The sequence below is a fragment of the Mizugakiibacter sp. genome, assembly GCF_039680435.1.
Lineage (GTDB): Bacteria > Pseudomonadota > Gammaproteobacteria > Xanthomonadales > Rhodanobacteraceae > Mizugakiibacter.
Map to the genome: position 1 here is coordinate 1 of NZ_JBDKSX010000038.1, position 20,918 is coordinate 20,918.

Annotated in this window: 24 protein-coding genes; 9 read left to right on the plus strand and 15 right to left on the minus strand. The window is 70.4% G+C overall.

The window, feature by feature from the left end:
* Window positions 1–148: 148 nt before the first annotated feature.
* The 3 genes from ABFC67_RS04390 to ABFC67_RS04400 are packed head-to-tail and all read right to left on the minus strand — an operon-like array spanning window position 149 to window position 2,212.
* Window positions 149–742, minus strand: a complete 594-nt coding sequence (locus tag ABFC67_RS04390) for an NUDIX hydrolase (RefSeq protein ID WP_346736830.1) — start codon at window positions 740–742, stop codon at window positions 149–151.
* Window positions 743–752: 10 nt separating this feature from the next.
* Entirely contained in the window at window positions 753–1,640 is an 888-nt protein-coding gene (locus ABFC67_RS04395) for a 5'-3' exonuclease H3TH domain-containing protein (protein ID WP_346736831.1), read from the minus strand.
* Between the two features lie 2 nt (window positions 1,641–1,642).
* Window positions 1,643–2,212, minus strand: coding sequence for a nitroreductase (locus ABFC67_RS04400; RefSeq protein ID WP_346736851.1), 570 nt, complete (start codon window positions 2,210–2,212; stop codon window positions 1,643–1,645).
* A 112-nt stretch (window positions 2,213–2,324) separates the two neighbouring features.
* Between ABFC67_RS04400 and ABFC67_RS04405 the strand changes: the two genes are divergently transcribed.
* The gene (locus ABFC67_RS04405) at window positions 2,325–3,422 is read left to right on the plus strand and encodes an NAD(P) transhydrogenase subunit alpha (protein ID WP_346736832.1); all 1,098 of its coding nucleotides are present in this window, start codon (window positions 2,325–2,327) and stop codon (window positions 3,420–3,422) included.
* A gap of 200 nt (window positions 3,423–3,622) precedes the next feature.
* Here the strand turns inward: ABFC67_RS04405 and ABFC67_RS04410 are convergent, their stop codons facing one another.
* The 3 genes from ABFC67_RS04410 to ABFC67_RS04420 are packed head-to-tail and all read right to left on the minus strand — an operon-like array spanning window position 3,623 to window position 5,120.
* Window positions 3,623–4,168, minus strand: coding sequence for a DUF3106 domain-containing protein (locus tag ABFC67_RS04410; protein ID WP_346736833.1), 546 nt, complete (start codon window positions 4,166–4,168; stop codon window positions 3,623–3,625).
* The gene (locus ABFC67_RS04415; protein WP_346736834.1) at window positions 4,165–4,536 is read right to left on the minus strand and encodes a hypothetical protein; all 372 of its coding nucleotides are present in this window, start codon (window positions 4,534–4,536) and stop codon (window positions 4,165–4,167) included. Before ABFC67_RS04415 ends, ABFC67_RS04410 begins: the two co-directional genes overlap by 4 nt.
* The gene (locus ABFC67_RS04420; RefSeq protein ID WP_346736852.1) at window positions 4,533–5,120 is read right to left on the minus strand and encodes an RNA polymerase sigma factor; all 588 of its coding nucleotides are present in this window, start codon (window positions 5,118–5,120) and stop codon (window positions 4,533–4,535) included. Before ABFC67_RS04420 ends, ABFC67_RS04415 begins: the two co-directional genes overlap by 4 nt.
* A gap of 192 nt (window positions 5,121–5,312) precedes the next feature.
* Here ABFC67_RS04420 and ABFC67_RS04425 point away from each other — a divergent pair, with 192 nt between their 5' ends.
* Complete coding sequence (locus ABFC67_RS04425) at window positions 5,313–5,612, plus strand: NAD(P) transhydrogenase subunit alpha (protein ID WP_346736835.1); 300 nt, start codon at window positions 5,313–5,315, stop codon at window positions 5,610–5,612.
* Window positions 5,612–7,006 carry an NAD(P)(+) transhydrogenase (Re/Si-specific) subunit beta gene (locus ABFC67_RS04430; protein WP_346736836.1) on the plus strand — a complete coding sequence of 465 codons (1,395 nt, stop codon included), beginning with the start codon at window positions 5,612–5,614 and terminating at the stop codon, window positions 7,004–7,006. The genes ABFC67_RS04425 and ABFC67_RS04430 overlap by 1 nt, the downstream gene beginning before the upstream one ends.
* 34 nt (window positions 7,007–7,040) lie before the next feature.
* Here the strand turns inward: ABFC67_RS04430 and ABFC67_RS04435 are convergent, their stop codons facing one another.
* Window positions 7,041–7,466 (minus strand): hypothetical protein, encoded by a 426-nt coding sequence (locus ABFC67_RS04435; RefSeq protein ID WP_346736837.1) that lies wholly within the window; start codon window positions 7,464–7,466, stop codon window positions 7,041–7,043.
* 196 nt (window positions 7,467–7,662) lie between these two features.
* On the opposite strand from ABFC67_RS04435, the gene sufT reads away from it, so the two are divergent.
* The 3 genes from sufT (at window position 7,663) to ABFC67_RS04450 (ending at window position 13,838) form a co-directional block, all read left to right on the plus strand.
* A complete protein-coding gene (gene sufT, locus ABFC67_RS04440) occupies window positions 7,663–8,220 on the plus strand; it encodes a putative Fe-S cluster assembly protein SufT (protein ID WP_346736838.1) in 558 nt (185 codons plus the stop codon).
* 460 nt (window positions 8,221–8,680) lie between these two features.
* Window positions 8,681–10,879, plus strand: coding sequence for a M4 family metallopeptidase (locus ABFC67_RS04445; protein WP_346736839.1), 2,199 nt, complete (start codon window positions 8,681–8,683; stop codon window positions 10,877–10,879).
* A gap of 556 nt (window positions 10,880–11,435) precedes the next feature.
* A complete protein-coding gene (locus ABFC67_RS04450) occupies window positions 11,436–13,838 on the plus strand; it encodes a protease pro-enzyme activation domain-containing protein (RefSeq protein ID WP_346736840.1) in 2,403 nt (800 codons plus the stop codon).
* A gap of 226 nt (window positions 13,839–14,064) precedes the next feature.
* On the opposite strand, the gene ABFC67_RS04455 is transcribed toward ABFC67_RS04450, so the two are convergent.
* The 4 genes from ABFC67_RS04455 to wrbA are packed head-to-tail and all read right to left on the minus strand — an operon-like array spanning window position 14,065 to window position 17,239.
* Window positions 14,065–14,550, minus strand: coding sequence for an asparaginase domain-containing protein (locus ABFC67_RS04455; protein WP_346736841.1), 486 nt, complete (start codon window positions 14,548–14,550; stop codon window positions 14,065–14,067).
* 33 nt (window positions 14,551–14,583) lie between these two features.
* Window positions 14,584–16,239, minus strand: coding sequence for an acyl-CoA dehydrogenase family protein (locus ABFC67_RS04460; RefSeq protein ID WP_346736842.1), 1,656 nt, complete (start codon window positions 16,237–16,239; stop codon window positions 14,584–14,586).
* Window positions 16,240–16,295: 56 nt separating this feature from the next.
* Window positions 16,296–16,643 carry a DUF2069 domain-containing protein gene (locus ABFC67_RS04465; protein WP_346736843.1) on the minus strand — a complete coding sequence of 116 codons (348 nt, stop codon included), beginning with the start codon at window positions 16,641–16,643 and terminating at the stop codon, window positions 16,296–16,298.
* A complete protein-coding gene (gene wrbA, locus ABFC67_RS04470; protein ID WP_346736844.1) occupies window positions 16,640–17,239 on the minus strand; it encodes an NAD(P)H:quinone oxidoreductase in 600 nt (199 codons plus the stop codon). Before wrbA ends, ABFC67_RS04465 begins: the two co-directional genes overlap by 4 nt.
* Window positions 17,240–17,340: 101 nt before the next feature.
* On the opposite strand from wrbA, the gene ABFC67_RS04475 reads away from it, so the two are divergent.
* Genes ABFC67_RS04475 through ABFC67_RS04485 form a run of 3 tightly spaced genes read left to right on the plus strand, consistent with a single transcriptional unit; the run spans window position 17,341 to window position 19,386 of the window.
* Window positions 17,341–18,639, plus strand: coding sequence for a virulence factor BrkB family protein (locus tag ABFC67_RS04475; protein WP_346736845.1), 1,299 nt, complete (start codon window positions 17,341–17,343; stop codon window positions 18,637–18,639).
* The gene (locus ABFC67_RS04480) at window positions 18,636–19,118 is read left to right on the plus strand and encodes a TlpA disulfide reductase family protein (RefSeq protein WP_346736846.1); all 483 of its coding nucleotides are present in this window, start codon (window positions 18,636–18,638) and stop codon (window positions 19,116–19,118) included. The genes ABFC67_RS04475 and ABFC67_RS04480 overlap by 4 nt, the downstream gene beginning before the upstream one ends.
* 1 nt (window position 19,119) lies before the next feature.
* On the plus strand, window positions 19,120–19,386 hold the full coding sequence (locus tag ABFC67_RS04485; RefSeq protein ID WP_346736847.1) for an acylphosphatase: 267 nt from the start codon (window positions 19,120–19,122) through the stop codon (window positions 19,384–19,386).
* Window positions 19,387–19,459: 73 nt separating this feature from the next.
* Here ABFC67_RS04485 and ABFC67_RS04490 read toward each other — a convergent pair whose 3' ends face one another.
* The 4 genes from ABFC67_RS04490 to ABFC67_RS04505 form a co-directional block, all read right to left on the minus strand.
* Window positions 19,460–19,783 carry a hypothetical protein gene (locus tag ABFC67_RS04490; protein ID WP_346736848.1) on the minus strand — a complete coding sequence of 108 codons (324 nt, stop codon included), beginning with the start codon at window positions 19,781–19,783 and terminating at the stop codon, window positions 19,460–19,462.
* Window positions 19,784–19,864: 81 nt separating this feature from the next.
* Window positions 19,865–20,140 (minus strand): hypothetical protein, encoded by a 276-nt coding sequence (locus ABFC67_RS04495; RefSeq protein WP_346736849.1) that lies wholly within the window; start codon window positions 20,138–20,140, stop codon window positions 19,865–19,867.
* A 120-nt stretch (window positions 20,141–20,260) separates the two neighbouring features.
* The gene (locus tag ABFC67_RS04500; RefSeq protein WP_346736850.1) at window positions 20,261–20,680 is read right to left on the minus strand and encodes a hypothetical protein; all 420 of its coding nucleotides are present in this window, start codon (window positions 20,678–20,680) and stop codon (window positions 20,261–20,263) included.
* Between the two features lie 71 nt (window positions 20,681–20,751).
* The gene (locus ABFC67_RS04505) at window positions 20,752–20,904 is read right to left on the minus strand and encodes an IS3 family transposase (protein WP_346736540.1); all 153 of its coding nucleotides are present in this window, start codon (window positions 20,902–20,904) and stop codon (window positions 20,752–20,754) included.
* Between the last annotated feature and the right edge of the window lie 14 nt (window positions 20,905–20,918).

The following is a 20,918-nucleotide window of genomic DNA, read 5'->3' on the forward strand; positions in this document are numbered from 1 at the left end:
CCCACCCTACGAGTTGTTTCTTGACGCGGATGAACGCGAATCGGCGCGCATGGAGCGCTGTTCGGATCCGCGTTGATCCGTGTCCGGATGCTCTGACTCTTGGCGAAGTCCCGAGGACGCGGGGGGGACGGGCCGGCCGAGGCCCGCCCTACGCTTCGCCGGACGCGCCGCGTGCGGCCTCGATCTCGCCGCCGTGCTCGAGGAACCACAGCCCGGCGAACAGCTTGGGATCGACCGAATAGCCCGCGCGCGCCTTCGTCATCAGCCATGCGCCGGCTTCCGCACGCGGCACCGCGTGCACGACGATGCTCTCGGTGGCGTCGCCGCCGCCGGCGCCGACGCGGCGCAGGCCCCAGGCGCGCACGAAGTGGATCATCTCGGTGCTCATGCCGGACGACGACGGCCCCGAGTGCAGGGGCTCGACGCGCGCGCAGGCGTAGCCGGTTTCTTCTTCCAGTTCGCGTCGCGCCGCTTCCAGCGCGTGCTCGTCGCCGCGGCCGTCGAGGTCGCCGACCAGGCCGGCCGGCATCTCGATGGTGAACTGCCCGATCGGCACGCGGAACTGCTCGACGAACAGCACGCGGTCGTCCGGGGTGACGGCGACGACGATCGCCGCGCCGCCCGGCGTGTTGCGCTCGACGTATTCCCAGCGGCCGCGCTTGCGCAGCGTCAGCCAGCGGCCGGCGTGCAGGGTCTCGACCGGGGCGTCGGCGTCGTCGGGGCGGGCAGGGGTTTCGTGCATGCGGATGTCCTCATTCGGTCAGCGCGCGCACGCGCGAGCGCGTCAGCGGGCCGAAGCGCAAGCGGTCGAACAGCGCGTCCAGCGCGGCGGCGTCCGGCGCGCGCCGCACCAGCGCGCCGGGCAGCGCCGGCAGCGGCGCGTCCAGCGCGATCTGCGCCAGCCGGCGCGACAGCCGCGCCTGTCCGGCGTGTTCGCGCAGGCGCGCGGCCGCCGCGGCCGCGCCGCGCAGGCGCAGGAACGGAATCTCCTCGACGCGCGCCAGCACCGCGTCGAGGTCGCCGAAATGCGCCAGCAGCGCCGCGGCGGTCTTGGCGCCGACGCCGGGCACGCCGGGGATGTTGTCGATGGCGTCGCCGGTGAGCGCGAGATAGTCGGCGACCTGTTCCGGCCGCACGCCCATGCGCGCGTGCACGCCGTCGGCGCCCCAGCGCTGGCCGCGCGCGAAGTCCCACTGCTCGTCGCCGGGGCCGATCAGCTGGCCGAAGTCCTTGTCGGCGGAGACGATCACGCCGCGGAAGCCATGCGCGCGCAGGCCGTGCAGCGCGCTGCCGATCAGGTCGTCGGCCTCGTAGGTTTCGTCGGCCAGCACGGCGAGGCCGAGCGCGGCCGCGACCTCGCGGCAGCCCTCGAACTGACGCTTGAGGTCCGGCGGCGCCGGCTCGCGGTTGGCCTTGTAGGCGGGATAGATCGCGTTGCGGAACGAGCTGGTCAGCGCGATGTCGAACGCCGCCGCGGCGTGGGTCGGCCGCGCGCGTTCGAGCAGGTCGAGCAGGAAGCGGGTGAAGCCGTACACCGCGTTGACCGGACGGCCATCGACGTCGAAGAACTCGTCGGGCACCGAATGCCAGGCGCGGAACACGTACAGGCTGGCGTCGACCAGATGCGCGGTGGGCTGCATGTTCAGCCGTTCCAGGCGGAGACGACGTCGGCCAGCGCCGGGCGCCGGCGCTCGGGCACTTCGCCCTGCGGCGTGCCGATGTGCACGAAGCCGATCACGCGCTCGTGCGCGGCGAGGCCGAGCAAGGCGGCGACGTCGCGGTCGTAGGCGGCCCAGCCGGTGATCCACTGCGCGCCGTAGCCGAGCGCCTGCGCGCCGAGCAGCAGGTTGTAGGCGACGCAGCCGGCCGACAGCAGTTGTTCCTGGCCGGGCACCTTGGGGTTGTCCTCGATGCGCGCGATTACCGCGACCACGACCGGCGCCCAGGTGTAGCGCAGCCGGTCCTTGTTGCGCTTGTCCTCCGACAGCGCCGGATTCTTCTCGATCGCCATCGCCGCGACGCGCTCGCCGAAGCGCAGCTTGGCCTCGCCCTGCAGGACAAGCAGGCGCCACGGGGTCAGCGCGGTGTGGTCGGGCACGCGGATCGCGGCGGCGAAGATGCGTTCGAGTTCTTCCGGCGCGGGGCCCGGCGCGCCGAGCAGTCGGGTCGGCACCGATCGGCGCCGGAACAGCACATCGGAAGGCGGCGGCATGGTCATGCCGCGAGTCTAGCAGGCCGCGCGCAGCGGCCGGCCGCGCGGCCCGCGGCTATCCAGCGCGGCCGGGGGATCGGCTACGATGGGCGAAATGCCTGGGGAGAACGCCATGCCGGTCACCGTCGCCGCCGTCCGCGAAACCAGCGCCGGGGAGCGGCGCGTCGCCGTCACGCCCGAGATCGCGAAGAAGCTGCGCGGCAAGGGCATGGGCGTGCTGCTGGAGCGCGGGCTGGGCGATGCGGCCGGTTTCCCCGACGCGGCCTACGCCGGCGTCGAGTGGGGCGACGCGCCCGCGGTGCTGGCGCGCGCCGACGTGCTGCTCGCCGTGCAGCCGTCCGACGCGCACGCGGCGCAACTGCGCTCCGGCGCGGTGCTGATCGGCCAGTTGAAACCCTACGGCGCCGGCGAGCGCGTCGCGCAGTACGCCGCGCGCGGGCTGTCGGCGTTCGCGCTGGAGCTGCTGCCGCGCACCACGCGCGCGCAGGCGATGGACGTGCTGAGCTCGCAGGCCGCGGTCGCCGGCTACCGCGCCATGCTGATCGCCGCCGAAGCCGCGCCCAAGTTCTTCCCGATGCTGACCACCGCGGCCGGCACGATCCGTCCGGCGCGCGTGCTGGTGATCGGCGCCGGCGTGGCCGGCCTGCAGGCGATCGCCACCGCGCGCCGCCTCGGCGCGCAGGTGGAAGGCTACGACGTGCGTCCGGAGACGCGCGAGCAGATCGAATCGCTGGGCGCGAAGTTCCTCGACCTCGGCGTCAGCGCCGCCGGCAGCGGCGGTTACGCGCGCGAGCTGTCGGCGGAAGAGCGTGCCGCGCAGCAGCAGGCACTGGCCGAGCACCTGAAGAACGTGGACGTGGTGGTGACCACCGCGGCGGTGCCCGGCCGGCCGGCGCCGAAGATCCTCGGCGCGGCGATGCTCGCCGGCATGAAGGCCGGCGCGCTGATCGTCGATCTGGCCGCCGAGGGCGGCGGCAACTGCGAGGGCACGCGGCCCGGCGAGCGCGTGCGCCTCGGCGGCGTCGAAGTGCTGGGGCCGCTGAACCTGCCGGCCGGCGCGCCGCTGTCGGCCAGCGAGATGTACGCGCGCAACCTGGCCAACTTCCTCGAACTGCTGGTCAAGGACGGCGCGCTGGCGCCGGACTTCGCCGACGAACTGGTGGCGAAGACCTGCCTCGCGCACGGCGGCGAGGTGCGTTTCCGCGGCTGAGCGGGGCGCACGGTTGCGCATCCGTTTCTTGGGAGTGATCTCGGCGGAAGCCGCCGTGCGGCGCGTGCAGGGGCTTCGGTTCCGACAATGCCCGGCGAGGCGTGCGCCGCCATCGCGGGTCGCGATCGAAACGCTCCCACGCGAAGCCCCCACGAAAAATCGCGCTGCGGGGCAGCGAATCGCCTGTCGGTTTCGCGCGGCTATCCGCCGCCCGCGTCGTCGCGCGGGTGGTTGTCGTGCAGCCACTGCCGGCGCTGCTCCGGCGTCATCCGCTTCCACTGCTCGCGCAGCGCCTGGCGCTGTTCGGGCGGCAGTGCCTGGAAGTGCGCGTAGGCTTCGTGCAGCTTCTGCCGCTGTTCGGGGGGCAGGTCGTGGAACGCGCGCATGCGGCGGTGCAGCTCGTCGCGCTCCTGCGGCGTCATCGCCGCCCAGCGCTGCAGGCGCTCGCGGACCTGCTGCAGGCGTTGCGGCGGCAGCGCGCTCCAGCGCCGTGCGCGCTCGAGCAGGTGCCGCTGGCGGTGCGGTGGCAGTTGGTCCCATTGCGACTGCAGCGGCGCGAGCAGGTCGCGCTGCTGCGCGTCGAGGCTGCCCCAGGGCACCGGCGTTGGCGCTTCGCGCGGGACTTGCGCCGACTCCTGCGCGGCCGGCGGCGTATCCGCGGCTTGTGCGGACGCGTGGGTGGCGCACCCCAGCGCCGCCAGCAGCGGCACGAGGCGCAACGCGCGACGGGGCGATACGAGCCTCATCGGTGCTGTCCCTGCTGCGGCCGGTTGGCCAGCCAGGCGTAAAAGTCGAGGTCGCGGGCCATGTCGACCTGTTCGGCGTCGGCTTCCAGCAGCGGCTCGCTGTCGCCGTCGGCGATCGCGGCGCCCGGCGCCGCAGCGGCGGGCGGGCGCGGCGCTTCGTGCAGCCAGACCACGCCGAGCGCGAGCAGCCCGGCCGCCAGCGCGCCCGCGGGGATCAGCGCGTGCGCGGCGCGCGGGCGGCGTGCCGCTTGCAGGGCGCGCACGCGCGCGCCGCGCAGGCGCGCCGCGGTGGCGGCGTCGAGGCCGGCGCAGGCGCGGTCGAACGGACGGCGGCAGCGGTTTTCGGGATCTTCGGCGCGCATGTTCATCGCCATGCCTCCAGTTGGATGCGCAACGCCTCCAGCGCGCGCGAGAGATGCGTCTTGACGCTGCCCTCCGAGCAGCCCATCGCGCGGGCGGTCCCGGCGACGTCCAGGCCTTCCAGCATGCGCAGCATGAATGCCTGCTGCTGGCGCCGCGGCAGTCGGCGCACGGCCGCGGCCATGGCCGCGTAGGCCTGCTGGTCGAGCAGGCGCCGGCCCGGATCCGGCGCCAGGTCGGCCGGCTCCCAGGCCGGCGCCTCGTCGCCGTCGGCGTCGTCGCGCCCGTGCAGCCAGCCGACCACGATCGAGCGCACCTTGCGCCGCCGCTGCAGGTCGGTGATGCGCCGGCGCAGGATGCCCCAGAACAGCGGCGACCATTCCTCCGCCGGCTTGCCGGCATAGCTGCGCACCAGTCGCAGCATGGCGTCCTGCACGGCGTCCAGCGCGTCCTCACGATGGCCCAGCGCGATCTCGGCGACGCGGTAGGCGCGCCGCTCGACGCCGGCGAGGAAGCCTTCCAGCGTCGCCGCGCATGGCCGCGCCGGCGGCGCTTCCAGGGCCGCGTCGAGCGTTTCGGCGGCGCCGTTCATCGGCATGCGGCGGCCGCGTTCGCGGCGGTTCGGGCGGGCATGCGGTATTCCTCCACCTTTTCCGGACATGCACAACGCGCCACCGTCGCGCCGGTTGACATGGCCCCGTATGATGGGCCGGCGCCCGCGCGCGGCGGGGGAGTCCGTTCGCGCCGCGCGGGCGGCGCATCGTCCATCCGGCAGAGGCATCCCATGAGCGAAGATTTCCTCATGTTGTACATCTTCATGCTGGCGGCCTTCACGGGCTACGAGATCATCGCGCGGGTGCCGGTGATCCTGCACACGCCGCTGATGTCCGGTTCCAACTTCGTTCACGGCATCGTGCTGGTCGGCGCGATGGTGGCGCTGGGCCACGCCGACACCACGCTGGGCAAGACCATCGGCTTCATCGGCGTGCTGCTGGGCGCGGGCAACGCCGCCGGCGGCTACGTCGTCACCGAGCGCATGCTGGAGATGTTCAAGTCCAGCAGGAAGCCGGAGGGCGGGAAGTGATGGCCGCCCTGCTGCCGAACCTGGTCAAGGCGAGCTATTTCCTCGCCGCGCTGCTGTTCATCCTCGGCCTGAAGCGCATGAGCTCGCCGCGCACCGCGCGCGGCGGCATCGTCTGGGCCGGCGCCGGCATGCTGGTGGCGACGCTGGCCACGTTCTTCCTGCCCGGCATGCACAACCTGCCGCTGATCGCCGCGGCGATCGTGATCGGCACGCTGGCGGCGTGGATTTCCGGCAAGCGCGTGGCGATGACCGCGATGCCGCAGATGGTCGCGCTGTACAACGGCATGGGCGGCGGCTCGGCGGCGGCGATCGGCGCCGGCGAACTGTTGAAGTTCGGCGCCGGCGAGGCGGCGTCGGCGACGCAATTGGTGCTCGGCGTGGTCGGCGCGCTGATCGGCTCGGTTTCGTTCTCCGGATCGCTGATCGCCTTCGCCAAGCTGCAGGGCTGGATGGACAAGCGCTTCGTGTTCGCCGGCCAGCGCGTGGTCAATGCGCTGGTGTTCCTGGCCGCGCTGGCGGCCGGCGCGGCGCTGGTCGCGGGGCGGCTGGAGATCGGGCTGGTCGTCGCGTTCTTCGCGCTGGCGCTGGCCTTCGGCGTGATGATGACGCTGCCGATCGGCGGCGCCGACATGCCGGTGGTGATCTCGATGTACAACGCCTTCACCGGCCTGGCGGTGGCGTTCGAAGGCTTCGTGCTGCACAACGAGGCGATGATCATCGCCGGCATGGTGGTCGGCGCCGCCGGCACGCTGCTGACCCAGTTGATGGCCAAGGCGATGAACCGTTCGCTGGCCAACGTGCTGTTCGGCAGCTTCGGCGCGAGCGGCGGCGTTGCGCAGGAAATCACCGGCGCGCAGAAGCCGATCGAGGCCGCCGACGCCGCGGTAATGATGGCCTACGCCGAGCGCGTCGCCATCGTCCCCGGCTACGGCATGGCCGTGGCGCAGGCGCAACACAAGGTCTGGGAGTTCGCCAAGCTGCTGATCGAGCGCGGCGTGAAGGTGCGCTTCGCCATCCATCCGGTGGCGGGCCGCATGCCCGGACACATGAACGTGCTGCTGGCCGAGGCCGGCGTGCCGTACGACCTGATCGCCGACATGGACGACATCAATCCGGAGTTCCCGGCCACCGACGTGGCGCTGGTGATCGGCGCCAACGACGTGGTCAACCCGGTGGCGAAGACCGATCCGGCCTCGCCGATCTACGGCATGCCGATCCTCGACGTCGCCAGCGCGAAGAACGTGATCGTGATCAAGCGCGGCAAGGGCACCGGCTTCGCCGGCATCGAGAACGCGCTGTTCTACGCCGACAACGCGCGCATGCTGTACGGCGACGGCCAGGCGGCGGCGGGACAACTGGTGGCCGCGGTGAAGGCGCTGGACGGCGGCCACTGAGGCCGCCGCCCCGGCGGGGCACGGCCGGATTGTCTCAGCGCGGCTGCGGTCGCTTCCAGGCCAGCAGCGCCGCCAGCGTCGCGCCGGCCAGCGTCAGCGCCACGTCGGTGGCGTCGAGCGACAGCCGCGCCACCTCGAAGGTCATGCCGGCGCCGATGCGGCGCAGCGTCTCCAGGAACTGCAGGCCCATCGCCGCGGCCACGCGATTCACCGCGAACAGGCACTGCGCGTAGGCGGCGGCCAGCAGCGTGCCCGACGCCGCCAGCAGCGCGGTGCGCGCGCCGGGTGGGCAGCCCCACCAGCGCAGGCTGGCGGCCATGCCGATCGCCACCGCGAGCGGCGCCAGCGGCAGCGCGCGGCCGCTCCACAGCGCGACCAGCGCCCACAGCGCGCCCAGCGCCGACGCGAACAGCGCCGTGCCGAGGATCGACAGCGGCCAGGAGGGATGCGGATCGGGCATGCGGGGCTGCGGCGGCACGAAAAGGCCGCATGATAGCCGCTGCGGCGCGCGCCTCAACACGGTCGCGGTGCGCGGGCGCCTTGAGTTTGCGCGGTGCGGCCCTGACCTGGGTCAGGACCGTCCGCGGCCGGCGGCATAATATGTGCGATCCGCGGCCGCATCGATCGTTCCCGCACGGCCGCCACGCGAGGATTCCATGAGCGGTTTCAGTCTCAACAGCGAGCCCTTCACCCTGCAACGCGACTGCCCGGCGGTAATGGTGCCGCAAGGCGATCAAGTCGTGCTGCCCGCCGGGCAGATCGGCTACATCACCCAGGCGCTGGGCGGCAGTTTCACCGTATACGTGGACGGCAACCTGTTCCGCATCCCCGGCGACGACGCCGACGCGCTGGGCAAGGAGAAGCCCGAGCCGCTGGCGCTGGCGGAAAACGCCGGCGACGAGGACGTCGAGAAGCTGGTGTGGGAACAACTGCGCACCTGCTTCGACCCGGAGATCCCGATCAACGTGGTCGACCTCGGCCTGGTCTACGACGTCAGCCTCGAGCACATGGACGACGGCCGCCGCCGCGTCTACGTCAAGCTCACCCTGACCGCGCCGGGCTGCGGCATGGGCGACATCCTGGTCGACGACGCGCGCACCAAGATCGAGATGATCCCCACCGTCGGCGTCGCCGACATCGACCTGGTGTTCGAGCCGCCGTGGACGCAGTCGATGATGTCCGACGCGGCCAAGCTCGAAACCGGCATGCTGTAACCGCGCCGGCGTTCGCCCGGCGCATCCGCGCTTCCTTCGGTTCTTCTTCCCGCCGCGGGAGCGGTTCCAGCCGCGATCCCGGAACGCCGCTTCGTGGCTGAAGCCCCTCCCACAGGCGGCGGCGATCCGCGGCCGAAGCCGCTCGCGCGCTTCCGAGAAAAAATTTTTCGCCGCGTGCGTGCGAGCCGGGAAATTCTCCGCGCCGTGCGCGTGCGAACTCGGAATTTTTCCTAGTGCAGCGCGAAGCACGCGTTGCTAGTCTCGGCGAATCCTGTGGACGGGGGGTCCGCAGGTGATCCCGCAGCGGCGCCGTTTCGACACCGTGCGCCGCTCCGCAGCAAGCCACGAAGCTCCACGCGCTCGCGCGCGAGGTGGCGCGGATGCGTGCGGGCTCCAGGGACGGACAGATCCGGCCGCAGGCGCGGCCGCACAAGCAGTCCAATCCGAGGGGAGCAACGTGATGCGAATCAGGCATCGAACAAGTGTGTTGATCGGGGCATTGGGGATGGCGTTCGCCGCCGCCGCGCCGGCGGCGACGTCGCAACGCGTGCACGCGCAGATGCAGGGCGTCGCGCCGGTCGCGGCGAACGCGCTCGCGGCCAACCTGAACCTGGGCGCGAACGCCACGCTGGCGCCGCGCGGCAGCCTGCCCACCGCGCACGGCACGCGCACCGTGCGCATGCAGCAGATGTACATGGGCGTGCCGGTGTACGGGCACGGCGTCGCCGTCGAACAGGACGCCCGCGGCAACGCGCAGCGCGCCAACGGCCTGGTCGCGCAGGGCGTGCAGCTCGACCTGGCTTCGGTGACGCCGAAGCTGAGCGACCAGCAGGCGATCGCCGCGCTGGCCAGCCATCACGGGCAGAGCCTCGCGGCCGGCGGCAAGGTGCGCAACGCGCACGCGCAACTGTTCGTCTATCCGCAGGCCCAGGGCAAGGCGCGGCTGGTCTACCTGACCTCGTACTTCAACGACGACGTCCGCCCGACCCGCCCGACCGCGATCGTCGACGCCGAAACCGGCGCCGTGATCAAACAGTGGGACGGCCTCACCACCGCCGACGCCAACGGCCCCGGCGGCAACCAGAAGACCGGCCAGTACACGTACGGCATCGACTATCCCGCGCTGCAGGTCACGCAGTCGGGCAGCACCTGCACCATGCAGAACGCCTACGTGAGGACCTACAACCTCGCCCAGTCGACCAACGCCTCGGGCGGCACGCTGTGGAGCTTCACCTGCCCGACCAGCCAGGGTGATGCGGTCAACGGCGGCTACGGCCCGATCAACGACGCCCATCACTTCGGCGGCGTCGTGCACGACATGTACACCGCCTACACCGGCGCCGCGCCGCTGAGCCAGGTGCTGCTGATGAAGGTGCACTATGGCAAGAGCTACGAGAACGCGTTCTGGGACGGCACGCAGATGGTGTTCGGCGACGGTGCCAGCACCTTCTATCCGCTGGTCGCCGAGGACGTCACCGGCCACGAGATCAGCCACGGCTACACCGAGCAGCACTCCAACCTGGAGTACACCGGCCAGTCCGGCGGCATGAACGAGGCCTATTCCGACATCGCCGGCGAGGCCACCGAGTACTTCGACCGCGGCCACAACGACTTCCTGGTCGGCGCCGACATCATCAAGAACGGCACCGCGCTGCGCTACATGTGCACGCCCAGCCAGGACGGCGGCTCGATCGACAACGCCTCGCAGTACTACAGCGGCCTCGACGTGCACTACTCCAGCGGCGTCTACAACAAGGCGTTCTGCCTGCTCGCCAAGACCTCCGGCTGGGATACCAAGAAAGCCTTCCAGGTGTTCGCGCGCGCCAACGCCATGTACTGGAACGCCACCGAGGACTTCAACTCGGGCGCCTGCGGCGTGCAGAGCGCGGCCACCGACCTCGGCTATCCGGTCGCGGACGTGACCGCGGCGTTCACCGGCGTGGGCGTGGCTTGCCCGACCGGCGGCGGCGGTGGCGGCGGTGGCAGCACCAGCCTGCAGAACGGCGTGCCGGTCACCGGCCTCAGCGGCAGCGCGGGCCAGGAGCTCAGCTACACCGTGGACGTGCCCGCGGGCGCCAGCAACCTGGTGATCGCCATCTCCGGCGGCACCGGCGACGCCGACCTGTACGTCAAGTTCGGTTCCGCGCCGAGCACCACCAGCTACGACTGCCGTCCGTACAAGGCCGGCAACAGCGAGTCCTGCAGCTTCGCCACGCCGCAGACCGGCACCTACTACGTCAAGGTGCGCGGCTATTCCAGCTTCTCCGGCGTCAGCCTGCAGGCGAGCTGGAGCACCAGCGGCGGCGGCGGTGGCGGCACGGTGTTCAGCAACACCACCAACGTCAGCATTCCCGATCGCAGCAGTGCGACCAGTTCGATCAGCGTCACCGGCATCTCCGGCAGCGCGCCGTCGGCACTGAAAGTCACCGTCGACATCGTGCACAGCTATCGCGGCGACCTGCAGATCGACCTGATCGCGCCGAACGGCACCAGCGCGCGCCTGAAGAGCGCCGACGGCTCCGACAGCGCGGACGACGTGCATGCCACCTACACGGTGAACGCGTCCTCGTCGCCGGCCAGCGGCACCTGGAAGCTGAAGGTCACCGACGTATATCGCGGCGACACCGGCTACATCGACGGCTGGTCGTTGCAGTTCTGAGCTCGCCGGGGGCGCCCCCCGCCACCCGACTTGAGCGACCCGGCCCGCAAGGGCCGGGTTTTTTTGTGGCGCTTCCCCGGCGGCGCGGGCGGCTTCGGCGCGCTGCCGGGACGCGATGCGGAGCCGAGGTCAAGCCAGGCCAGCCCCGCCGATGCGCTTGCGCAGGCGCCGGCGATTCGCGGTGAAGCCGCGCGTGTTACCCCAAAGCGGAATCCTTTCTGTGATCGCGATCGCGATGTGCGCGCGCGTTTCCGTGCGCCGGCGCCGCTGCGCGTGGCGTGCACAAGATTCTTTCGCCAACCTGTCGATATACGCCTTTTTTCGTAAGAATCTTTCTTAATGCGCCGCACCGCGAGCGCGTGTAGCTTCGCCGCGCCTGCATCGGGGGGTGTGGGCGGTCCCGCAACGGCGCCGGTTTCCGAAAGCGCCGCTTCGCAGACATCGCCATCGCATTCGAGCGCGTTCGCCCGAATGGCGCGGACGCGCGCGGGCTCCAGGGAAGGACGGCACGGCCGCGGTCGCGGCCGCATTCGATCAATCGGAGGGGAAAACTGCAATGAAACCCAGGCACAGACTGAACGTGCTCGCTGCTGCCGTACTGAGCTTCGTCGCCGCCGTCGGCGTCGATACGGCGACCGCAGCCGGAAATTCATCGACCAACGCACAGGTCGCCAGCGACACGTCGCCCGTCGTCGCGCATGCCTTCGTCCTGCACAAGGGCGATGCCTACAGCGGCCAGTTGTCGTTCGCGCAGCCGATGCACGTCGAGGTGGCGCTGAAGCTGCGCAACGGCACCGAGCTGAAGAGCTTCATCGCCGCGGCCCACCAGGGGCTCGCGCCGCTGGCGCAGCGCGTGATGCCGCATGCGCAGTTCATGCAGCGGCACGCGCCGACCGCGAGCCAGGCCCAGGCCGTGGCCGACTACCTGACCCGCTCCGGCTTCAGCAACGTGGTCATCTCGCCCAACAACATGCTGGTGTCGGCGGACGCCACCGCCGACGTCGTGCAGTCGGCGTTCCACACCACGTTCTCGCGCGTGCATGCGAAGGATGGCCGCGACACCTACGCCAACACCTCCGACGTGCACATCCCGGGGGCGCTGCAGGACAGCGTGCTGTCGGTCATCGGCCTGCAGGACGTGCATCGTGCGCACACCTTCGCGCGCGTGCTGCCGCAGGGCGGCTTGAGCACGCAGGCGATCACCGGGCACAACCCGACCGAGTTCTCGTCCATCTACGGCGGCACCGGCGTGCCGACGGCGGCGGGCGTGACCGTGGGCATCATCACCCAGGGCAGCCTTACCCAGGTGGTGAAGGACCTGAACACGTTCACGTCCAACAACGGCCTGGCGACGGTGACGACGCAGACCGTCAACACCAACGGCACCAGCACCGACACCAGCGGCCTCGGCGAGTGGGACCTGGACAGCCAGGACATCGTCGGCATGGGCGGCGGCCAGGTCGGCAAGCTGATCTTCTACAACATCCCGACGCTGTCGAACGCCAACCTCACCGCCGACATCAACACGGTGGTCAACGCCAACGCGGCGAAGATCATCAACGTGTCGCTGGGCGAGTGCGAGACTGACGCGCAGGGCGACGGCTCGGCCGCGGCGCAGGACCAGAGCTTCCAGCAGGCGGCCGCGCAGGGCCAGACGTTCTCGATCTCGACCGGCGATTCCGGCGCCGACGAGTGCGGCAACGGCGGCACCACGCCGAGCTGGCCGGCGGCCTCGCAGTACGTGGTCGCGGTGGCCGGCACCAAGCTGGACGCCTCCACCACCACCTGGAACAGCGAGGTGGTGTGGAACGACCTCAGCATCAACAACGGCGCCACCGGCGGCAGCGAGAGCACGTTCGAGCCGAAGCCGAGCTGGCAGACGCTGTGGTCCGGCACGCACCGCGGCGTGGCCGACGTCGCCTTCGACGGCAGCCCGAGTTCGGGTGCCGAGGTGATCGTCAACGGTTCGACGGAGCAGATCGGCGGCACCAGCCTGTCGGCGCCGATCTTCGCCGGCATGTGGGCGCGGGTGATCGCGGTGAAGGGCACCGCCGTCGGCTTCGCCGGCCCGCTGCTGTACCAGTTGCCGGCGTCCGACTTCCACGACGTGACCTCTGGCAACAACGGCGGCGAAACCGCGGGCGCGGGCTACGACCTCGCCAGCGGCCGCGGCAGCGTGATCCTGAGCAGCGCGATCAACGATCTCGGCGGCGGCGGTGGCACCAACACCCCGCCGGTCGCGAACTTCTCGTTCGTGGCGAGCGGCCTGACGGTGAACTTCACCGACAGCTCCACCGACAGCGACGGCACGATCGCCTCGCGCTCGTGGACCTTCGGCGACGGCGGCACCTCGACCGCCACCAACCCCAGCCACACCTACGCCGCGGCCGGCACCTACAGCGTCTCGCTGACGGTGACCGACAACGGCGGTGCGACCAACACCAAGACGCAGTCGGTGACGGTCAGCAGTGGCGGCGGTTCTTCGCAGTTGCTCGGCAACACCGGCTTCGAGAGCGGCTCGGCCTCGCCGTGGTCGATGAGCTCGGGCACGCTGTGCAGCAACAGCACGTGCTCGGGCGAGACCGCCCACGCCGGCTCGTGGTTCGCCTGGATGGACGGCTACGGCAGCTCGCACACCGACACGGTGTCGCAGACCGTGACGATCCCGGCCGGCAAGACCTCGGCGTCGCTGCGGTACTACCTGCACATCGACACCAGCGAAACCACCACGTCGACCGCGTACGACAAGCTGTACGTGCGGGTCTACAGCACCTCCGGCACGCTGCTGAAGACGCTGGCGACCTACTCCAACCTCAACCACAACAGCGGCTACACGGTGCACAGCAACAGCCTGGCCAGCTATATCGGCCAGACCGTGGTGATCAAGTTCACCGGCACCGAGGACTCGTCGCTGCAGACCTCGTTCGTGCTCGACGACGTCACCCTGACCGTGCAGTAAGCCGACGCGGCGGGGGCCGCACGCAGCGGCCCCCGTCCGTCACACCGGTTGCTCCCTGCTCGATGGGTGCCCCCCGCATCCCGGATCGAGCGGCCCGGCCCGTGAGGGCCGGGTTTTTTTGTCCAACTCCCCGCTGCAGGAGCGGCTTCGGCCACTGCGGCGGAACGGCGGTTCGCGACCGAGCCCCTCCCGCAGGAGTCCGCTGCGGCAGCGCCCGCGGCGAGCGTCAGGCTTCCTCGAAGCGGTTCGCGCCGCGGTTCTTGCGCACGCGCATCGGGTCCCACACGCGGCCGTTCATGGCGATGTAGACGCCGTCGGGCAGGGTCTGCACCGCGCCGACCGCGCAGCCGATGTTGAACACCGCGTCGGAGCCCTGGAAGCGCGCGGGGTTGAGCGCGCCGGTCAGCACGATCACCTTGCCGGCGATGCCGGTCAGCGCGCGCGCAGTGTCGACCATGGTGTCGGTGCCGTGGGTGACCAGCACGTGGCGATGCGGCTGCGCCTCGATGGTGCGGCGGATCAGCTGGCGGTCGTCCTCGGCCATGTCGAGGCTGTCCTTGCGCAGGATCGACACCACCTCGAAGCGGAACGCGACGCCGAGCTGCGACAGGATCTCGCCGATCTGCGGCGCGCCGATCTGGTAGTCGGACTTGGCGTCGAAGTAGATCTTGTCGATCGTGCCGCCGGTGGTGACGATGGTCAGATGCTGCATGGTGGATTCCGTGCGGAGGCGGCCGCGGCCGCGTCAGGGATGGAGGTCGGCCGCGAGCGTCGCGGCGTCGTCGGGGTCGTGGCGGTGCAGGCGTTGCAGGCCGTGCGCGCGGAAGCGCTGCAGCGCGGCGTGCGGATGGCGGTCGGCATGTACGGCGAGCGCCCACGCCGCGTGCCGCGCCAGCAGCGCGGCGGCGAAGCTGCGCGCCAGCGTCAGCGCCAGGCCGCGCGCGCCGGCCTGCAGCGCGATGCGGTCGTCGCCGCACGCGCGCAGCCAGGCTTCGGCGTCGTCGGCCGCGGCGCGGATGTCGGCATGATCGGCGGCGGTGGGGTCGAGCAGGGCGTCGAGCGCGTGGCGCCACGGCGCGAGGCCGTGGCCGTCCAGCGCGCGCAGCGCGTCCAGCGACAGCACGTTGGTGGTGCCTTCCCAGATCGGGTACACCTGCGCGTCGCGCAGCAGTTGCGGCAGGCCGGTGTCCTCGAGGTAGCCCATGCCGCCGAACGCCTCGATCGCCTCGCTGGCGATCTCCACCGCGAGCTTGCCGGTCCACAGCTTGGCCAGCGGCGTCAGCAGGCGCAGCAGCGCTTCCTCGTCGCGCGTCGCGGCGCCGCTCTGCGCGCGTCCGAGCAGTTCGGCGACGTGGAACACCAGGTGGAACGCCGCCTCGAACTCGGCCTGCATGCCGGCCAAGGTGTCGGCGTGCAGCGGCTGTTCCAGCAGGGTGCGGCCGAACGCGCTGCGCCGGTGCGCGTAGTCGCGTGCCAGTGCCAGGCAGCGGCGCATCGTCGCCAGCGCGCACACCGCGTTCCACAGGCGCGTGATGTTGAGCACCGGCGTGATCATGCGCACGCCGTGGCCGAGCTCGCCCACCGGCGTCGCCGGCGCGCCGTCGAGATGCAGTTCCGCGGTCGGCAGCTCGCGCGTGCCGAGCTTGTCCTTGAGGCGGTCGATGCGCACGCCCTGCCACCGGCCGTCGGCGTCGCGCGTCTCCAGGTAGAACATCGCCAGCGCGGCGGCGCCGGCGCCGGCGCCCTGCGGCCGCGCCAGGGTCAGCGCGGCCTCGCCAACCACCGCCGAGGTGAACCACTTGCGCCCGTACAGCCGCCACTGGCCGTCCGCGCCGCGGCGCGCCTCGGTCTCGCTGTGGCCGACGTCGGAGCCGCCGACGGTTTCGGTCATCCACTGCCCGGACAGCCAGAACGCGGCCGGATCGCGGCTGAGGAAATGCGGCACCGCGCGCTCGATGAGCGCGGCGTTGCCGGAGGCCTTCAGCGCGGTGGCGGCGCCGTCGGTCATCGCCAGCGGACAGGTGTAGAACTCGCTGGCGACGTGATAGAGGTACACCAGCGCGAACTGGTGCGTGCGCGCGTGCTCGCCCCAGGCGTCCTCGTGGCCCGCGGCGATCAGCCCATAACGGGTGGCGATGCCCGCGCCTTCGCGCCATGCCGGCGTCAGCGCGATGCGGTCGACGCGGTTGCCCCAGGCGTCCCATGGCGTGAACGCGGGTTCGCTGCGCGGCGTCCGCACGCGCTCGGCCCAGGCGTCCGCCGCGTGCTGGCCCAGCGCTTCGAGGTCCGCCTCGATCGCCGCGCGCATCGGCGCCGGCAACGCGCGCGCGAGGTAGCCGCGCAGCACGCGGTCGGCGTGGAACTGGTTTTCGAGTTCGGGGGCGGACTGGACGAAGCTCATGGGTCAGCGCCTGCACGGCGCCGAGGACCGCGTGCGGCCGCCCGGCGAGGACGTGATTATACGGCGGCGGGTTTGCGCCGCTTGCGCGCGCCGGCGCCCAGCGCCAGCACCAGCAGCGCGGCCAGCGTCGTTTCGGCCAGCGCCAGCGCGCGCACCGTCGCGGTCGGCGCCGACCACGCCTCGGCCACGCCGTGGCTGAAGTAGAACAGGCAGACGATGCCGGCCCACAGCAGTGCGCGTGCCGGCCGCCGCCACGCCAGCAGCGGCAGCGCCAGCGGCAGCAGCGCGAAGATCAGCGCGGCGGCGACCGACGCGTGCGCCGGCGGCGCCAGCAGCGCGTGCCAGAGCACCTGCAGCGCGGCGAGCAGGCCCCACGCGACGAATCCCGTGCGGCGCGCGTTCATGCGGGCGCTCCCAGCCGCCGCGCCACGTCGGCCACGCGCCGGCCCAGCGCGCGCGCCAGCTCGCGTTCGTGCTCGCTGATCCTGCGTTCGCCGTCGGTGCCGGCGACGTGGCCGGCACCGTAGGGCGAGCCGCCGCTCAGCGTCGCGTTCAAGGCAGGTTCGGTGTAGGGGATGCCGACGATCAGCATGCCGTGGTGCAGCAGCGGCAGCAGCATCGACAGCACGGTGGTTTCCTGGCCGCCGTGCATGGTGCTGGTCGAGGTGAACGCCGCCGCCGGCTTGCCGGCCAGCGCGCCCGACGCCCACTCGGCGCCGGTCGAGTCGAGGAAGTGCTTCAGCGGCGCGGCCATGTTGCCGAAGCGCGTCGGGCTGCCGAGCACCAGGCCGGCGCAGTCGGCGAGGTCGGCGTGCGCGACGTAGGGCGCGCCTTCCCCGGGCACCGGCGGCTGCGCGGTCTCCGTCACCGGCGCCACCGGCGGCACCTGGCGCAGGCGCGCACGCATGCCTTCGACCTCCTCGACGCCGCGCGCGACCAGGCGCGCGAGCTGCGCGGTGTGGCCGCTGCGGCTGTAGTAGAGGATCAGGATTTCCGCCATCGTTCGGGCCGGTCCGTCGTGGGGCGTGCGGCGCCCTGCCGCCGAGGCGCGCAGCGTATCATCCGCAGGGTGCCCGCCACGCGCGCCGCCGGCGTCCGCCCATGTCCCGTCTGCAGCCCAAGCTCGACCTGCGCACGCGTCTCGACCGCGACCGCGCCGCCCATTTCGCGCGCTTCCTGTGGCAGCGCTTCCTCGACGACAAGTGCTTCGAGACCGCCGGCGCGCTGTCCTATACCACGCTGTTCGCGCTGGTGCCGCTGACCGCGGCGGTGTTCGGCGTGCTGACCGCGTTCCCGGTGTTCGCCGAATGGCGCGACAGCGTGTCGGCGTTCGTGTTCCGCAACTTCGTGCCGGCCGCGGGCGACGTGGTGCAGGGCTACCTGCTCGACTTCGCCGGCAAGGCCAGCAGGCTGACCGCGGTCGGCGTGGTCGGCCTGCTGCTCAGCGCGCTGTTGATGATGCGCAGCATCGAGGACCGCTTCAACCGCATTTGGCGGGTGGCGGCCAAGCGCAAGGGCGTGGCGCGTTTCCTGGTCTACTGGGCCGTGCTGACGCTGACGCCGATCCTGCTGGTCGCGGGCCTCGCGGTCACTTCCTACCTTTTCGCGCTGCCGCTGCTGCAGCAGGCGGCGGGCGGGCTGGGGCTGCAGAAGCGCGCGCTGGAGCTGCTGCCGCCGGCGATCACCTGGGTGGCGCTGTTCGCGATGTTCGTGGTGATCCCCAACCGCACCGTGCGCTGGCGCCACGCCGCGGTCGGCGCGCTGGTCGTGGCCGTCCTGTTCGAGCTGGCCAAGGCCGGCTTCGCGCTGTACGTGCGCAGCGTGCCCTCGTACCAGCAGATCTACGGCGCGCTGGCGGTGGTGCCGATCTTCCTGGTGTGGATCTACCTGAGCTGGGCGATCGTGCTGCTGGGCGCGTCGCTGGCCGCCTCGCTGTCGGCATTCGAGTACCGCCCGCTCGCCGACCGCCTGCCGCCGGGCAGCGAGTTCCTCGGCCTGCTGCACGTGCTCAAGCACTTCGTCGCCGCGCAGCGCGCCGGCCGCGGGCTGCACAGCGAAGCGCTGCACTACAGCGAGCGCTTCATTTCCGACGACCTGCTGCAGCGCTATCTCGGCGACCTGCAGCGCGCCGGCCTGGTGCAGCGCACCGAGCGCGGCGAATGGGTGCTGGCGCGCAGCCTCGACACCGCGACGCTGGCCGAACTCTACGAAGCCGGCGGCTACCGCCTGCCGCTCGACCGCGCCGCGGTGGCGCGCCTCGGCGAAGGGTTGCCGACGCCGCTGCGCGACCTGATCGGCGCACTCGCTGCCGGTGTGCGCGACAATCTGCACACCCGGCTCAGCGACGTATTCCCCGTGGCCGCACCCGCCGCCGATCCGCCTTCCGAGGAGCCCGCATGAAACGCATCGCCATCCTGCTCGCCCTGGGGCTGCTGCCGCTCGCGGCGTCCGCCGCCGGCGCGCCGGCGCGGCCGGAGCTGAGCGTCACCACTACCGACGGCGCGACGTTCGACCTCGCCGCGCAGCGCGGCAAGTGGGTGATCGTCAACTTCTGGGCGACCTGGTGCTCGCCGTGCCTGAAGGAGATGCCGGACATCTCGAAGTTCGTCGCCAGCCGCAAGGACGTCGCCGCGATCGGCCTGGCCTACGAAGAGATCGACGCCAAGGATCTCGCCGCGTTCGTGAAGAAGCATCCCGTGGACTACCCGATCGCCAAGGTCGACGTGTACGACCCGCCGAAGGCGTTCGAGACGCCGCGCGGCCTGCCGACCACCTACCTGATCGCGCCCGACGGCACCGTGGCCAAGCACTTCGTCGGACCGATCACCGCGCTCGACCTCGACAAGGCGATCGCCGCGGCGAAGGGGCAGGGCGGCTGACGTGCCCTGCGTGCGCTTCCTCGTCGGCGGCCGCGTGCAGGGCGTGTTCTTCCGCGCCTCCACGCGCGAGCAGGCGCTGAAGCTCGGCGTCAGCGGCCATGCGCGCAACCTGGCCGACGGCCGCGTCGAAGTGCTGGCCTCCGGCAGCGACGCAGCGCTCGACGCGCTGGAACGCTGGCTGCACGAGGGCCCGCCCGCCGCGCGCGTCGCCGAAGTGCGCCGCGAGCCGATGCCCGAACGGGCGCTGCGGGGATTCACCACGGACTGAGGAAGGCCGGCGTCTCCGCTCTGCCGTCCGCGCGTCACGCGGTCACTTGCAGGGGGAGTCCGTGCGTGAGTAGTCAGGTCGAGAATGACTGAATAAGCCAAATCACGATGGACGCAAATATCATTGCGTAGCCCACCAGCGACAGCAGGCCTTGAGCAGGCGTGAACTTGCGGTGGTACGTAGTGCGGCCGCCGACCGGGCCGAAGAGCGTGCGATAGTCGATGGGCGACAAGAACCAAATAGGCGAAACGACAATAAATCCGATGCCCGCTACAAGAAATGGCGCTCTGCCGGTGTATCCCCATGCGATGAACAAAATTACGGCAGTAAGCAAGGCAATCGCTAGACTGGCGACAGATGCGCTCTTGGGTATTTCGATAGTTTCTTTGTCTTTCAACTTCTTGGCCTAACGTCTGAATTTGGCGACGCGAAGTCGTATAGCGGATGGGCGTTCGCTCAATGATTGAGCTGGGTGTGGCTATGGGCGCATTGCACCAAGGAGCAGCGCCACACCGAACCAAATGCATAGAAGACCGAATGCCCATTTGACCACAACTGCATGAAAGCGAGGAATAGAAAAAACTTTGGAGACAATGCCACCCTTTGTTCGGATTGCCTTGCCACCAACGATGATGACAAAGCTGCCAACAGCGATGAGAACAATGCCGAAGACGTGGCCCATGATCTGCTTGGCACCTAACACCTGAATTAAGCCGCGCCACGAAGTGGCGTCGGTTTGAAGGGCGGATTCCATCCTGGCCCGAGCCTGCGTGGCTCATTCCAAGGCCGCATACACGACTGCAACCGATCCGCTTTGCCGTCCGCGCATCACACGGTCACTTGCAGGGGGAGTCCATACACGAGTTGTTAGCCACTACCGCCACAAGGTTACACGCCAGATAGGGGTAATTGCTCCTGAAAACATATCCATATGCCCGTGATTCCCTTGGACGAATGTACCTTCGACAAGAACATACTTGCCGTTGAACTCCGCTAGCTTGGCGTAGCTAACCCCGATCTTATTCAGATCCGGCTCGATCCAGAGGCAATTTGATGAGAGACCATGAATCAGATCCTCTTTGTGCAGACACAGTTGATTGCCTTCGAATGCTAGTTGAAATGCTCCTATGACGCGCACGGGCTTGCCGTCGTACGCTGCAGGATTGGCAATAAGTGAGACTAGCGAAGCGCCTTTGGCGGACTGATCAGCCTCACCATAGTTGACGAAAGTCGATGCGCGAGCTGTGGCCACGCTGATCAAGAAGTAACATGAAATTGAGAGGAGTAGTTTCATCTGGCTAACGCTTGAATTAAGCCGCGCCGCGAAGCGGCGGAGAGTTCCTACGAAAAAGTGGACGCCGGTGGTCAGACACCTTGGGCCTCGAACTCGATCGGTGAACGATACCCCAGGGCCGAGTGTAAGCGGTGCTGGTTGTAGAAATCGACGTAGCTGCGAAGCGCCGAGCGTAGCGTCCGGTCGTCGATGAAGTGCTGGCGGTGATACATGTCCGACTTCATCGACTTGTGCCACG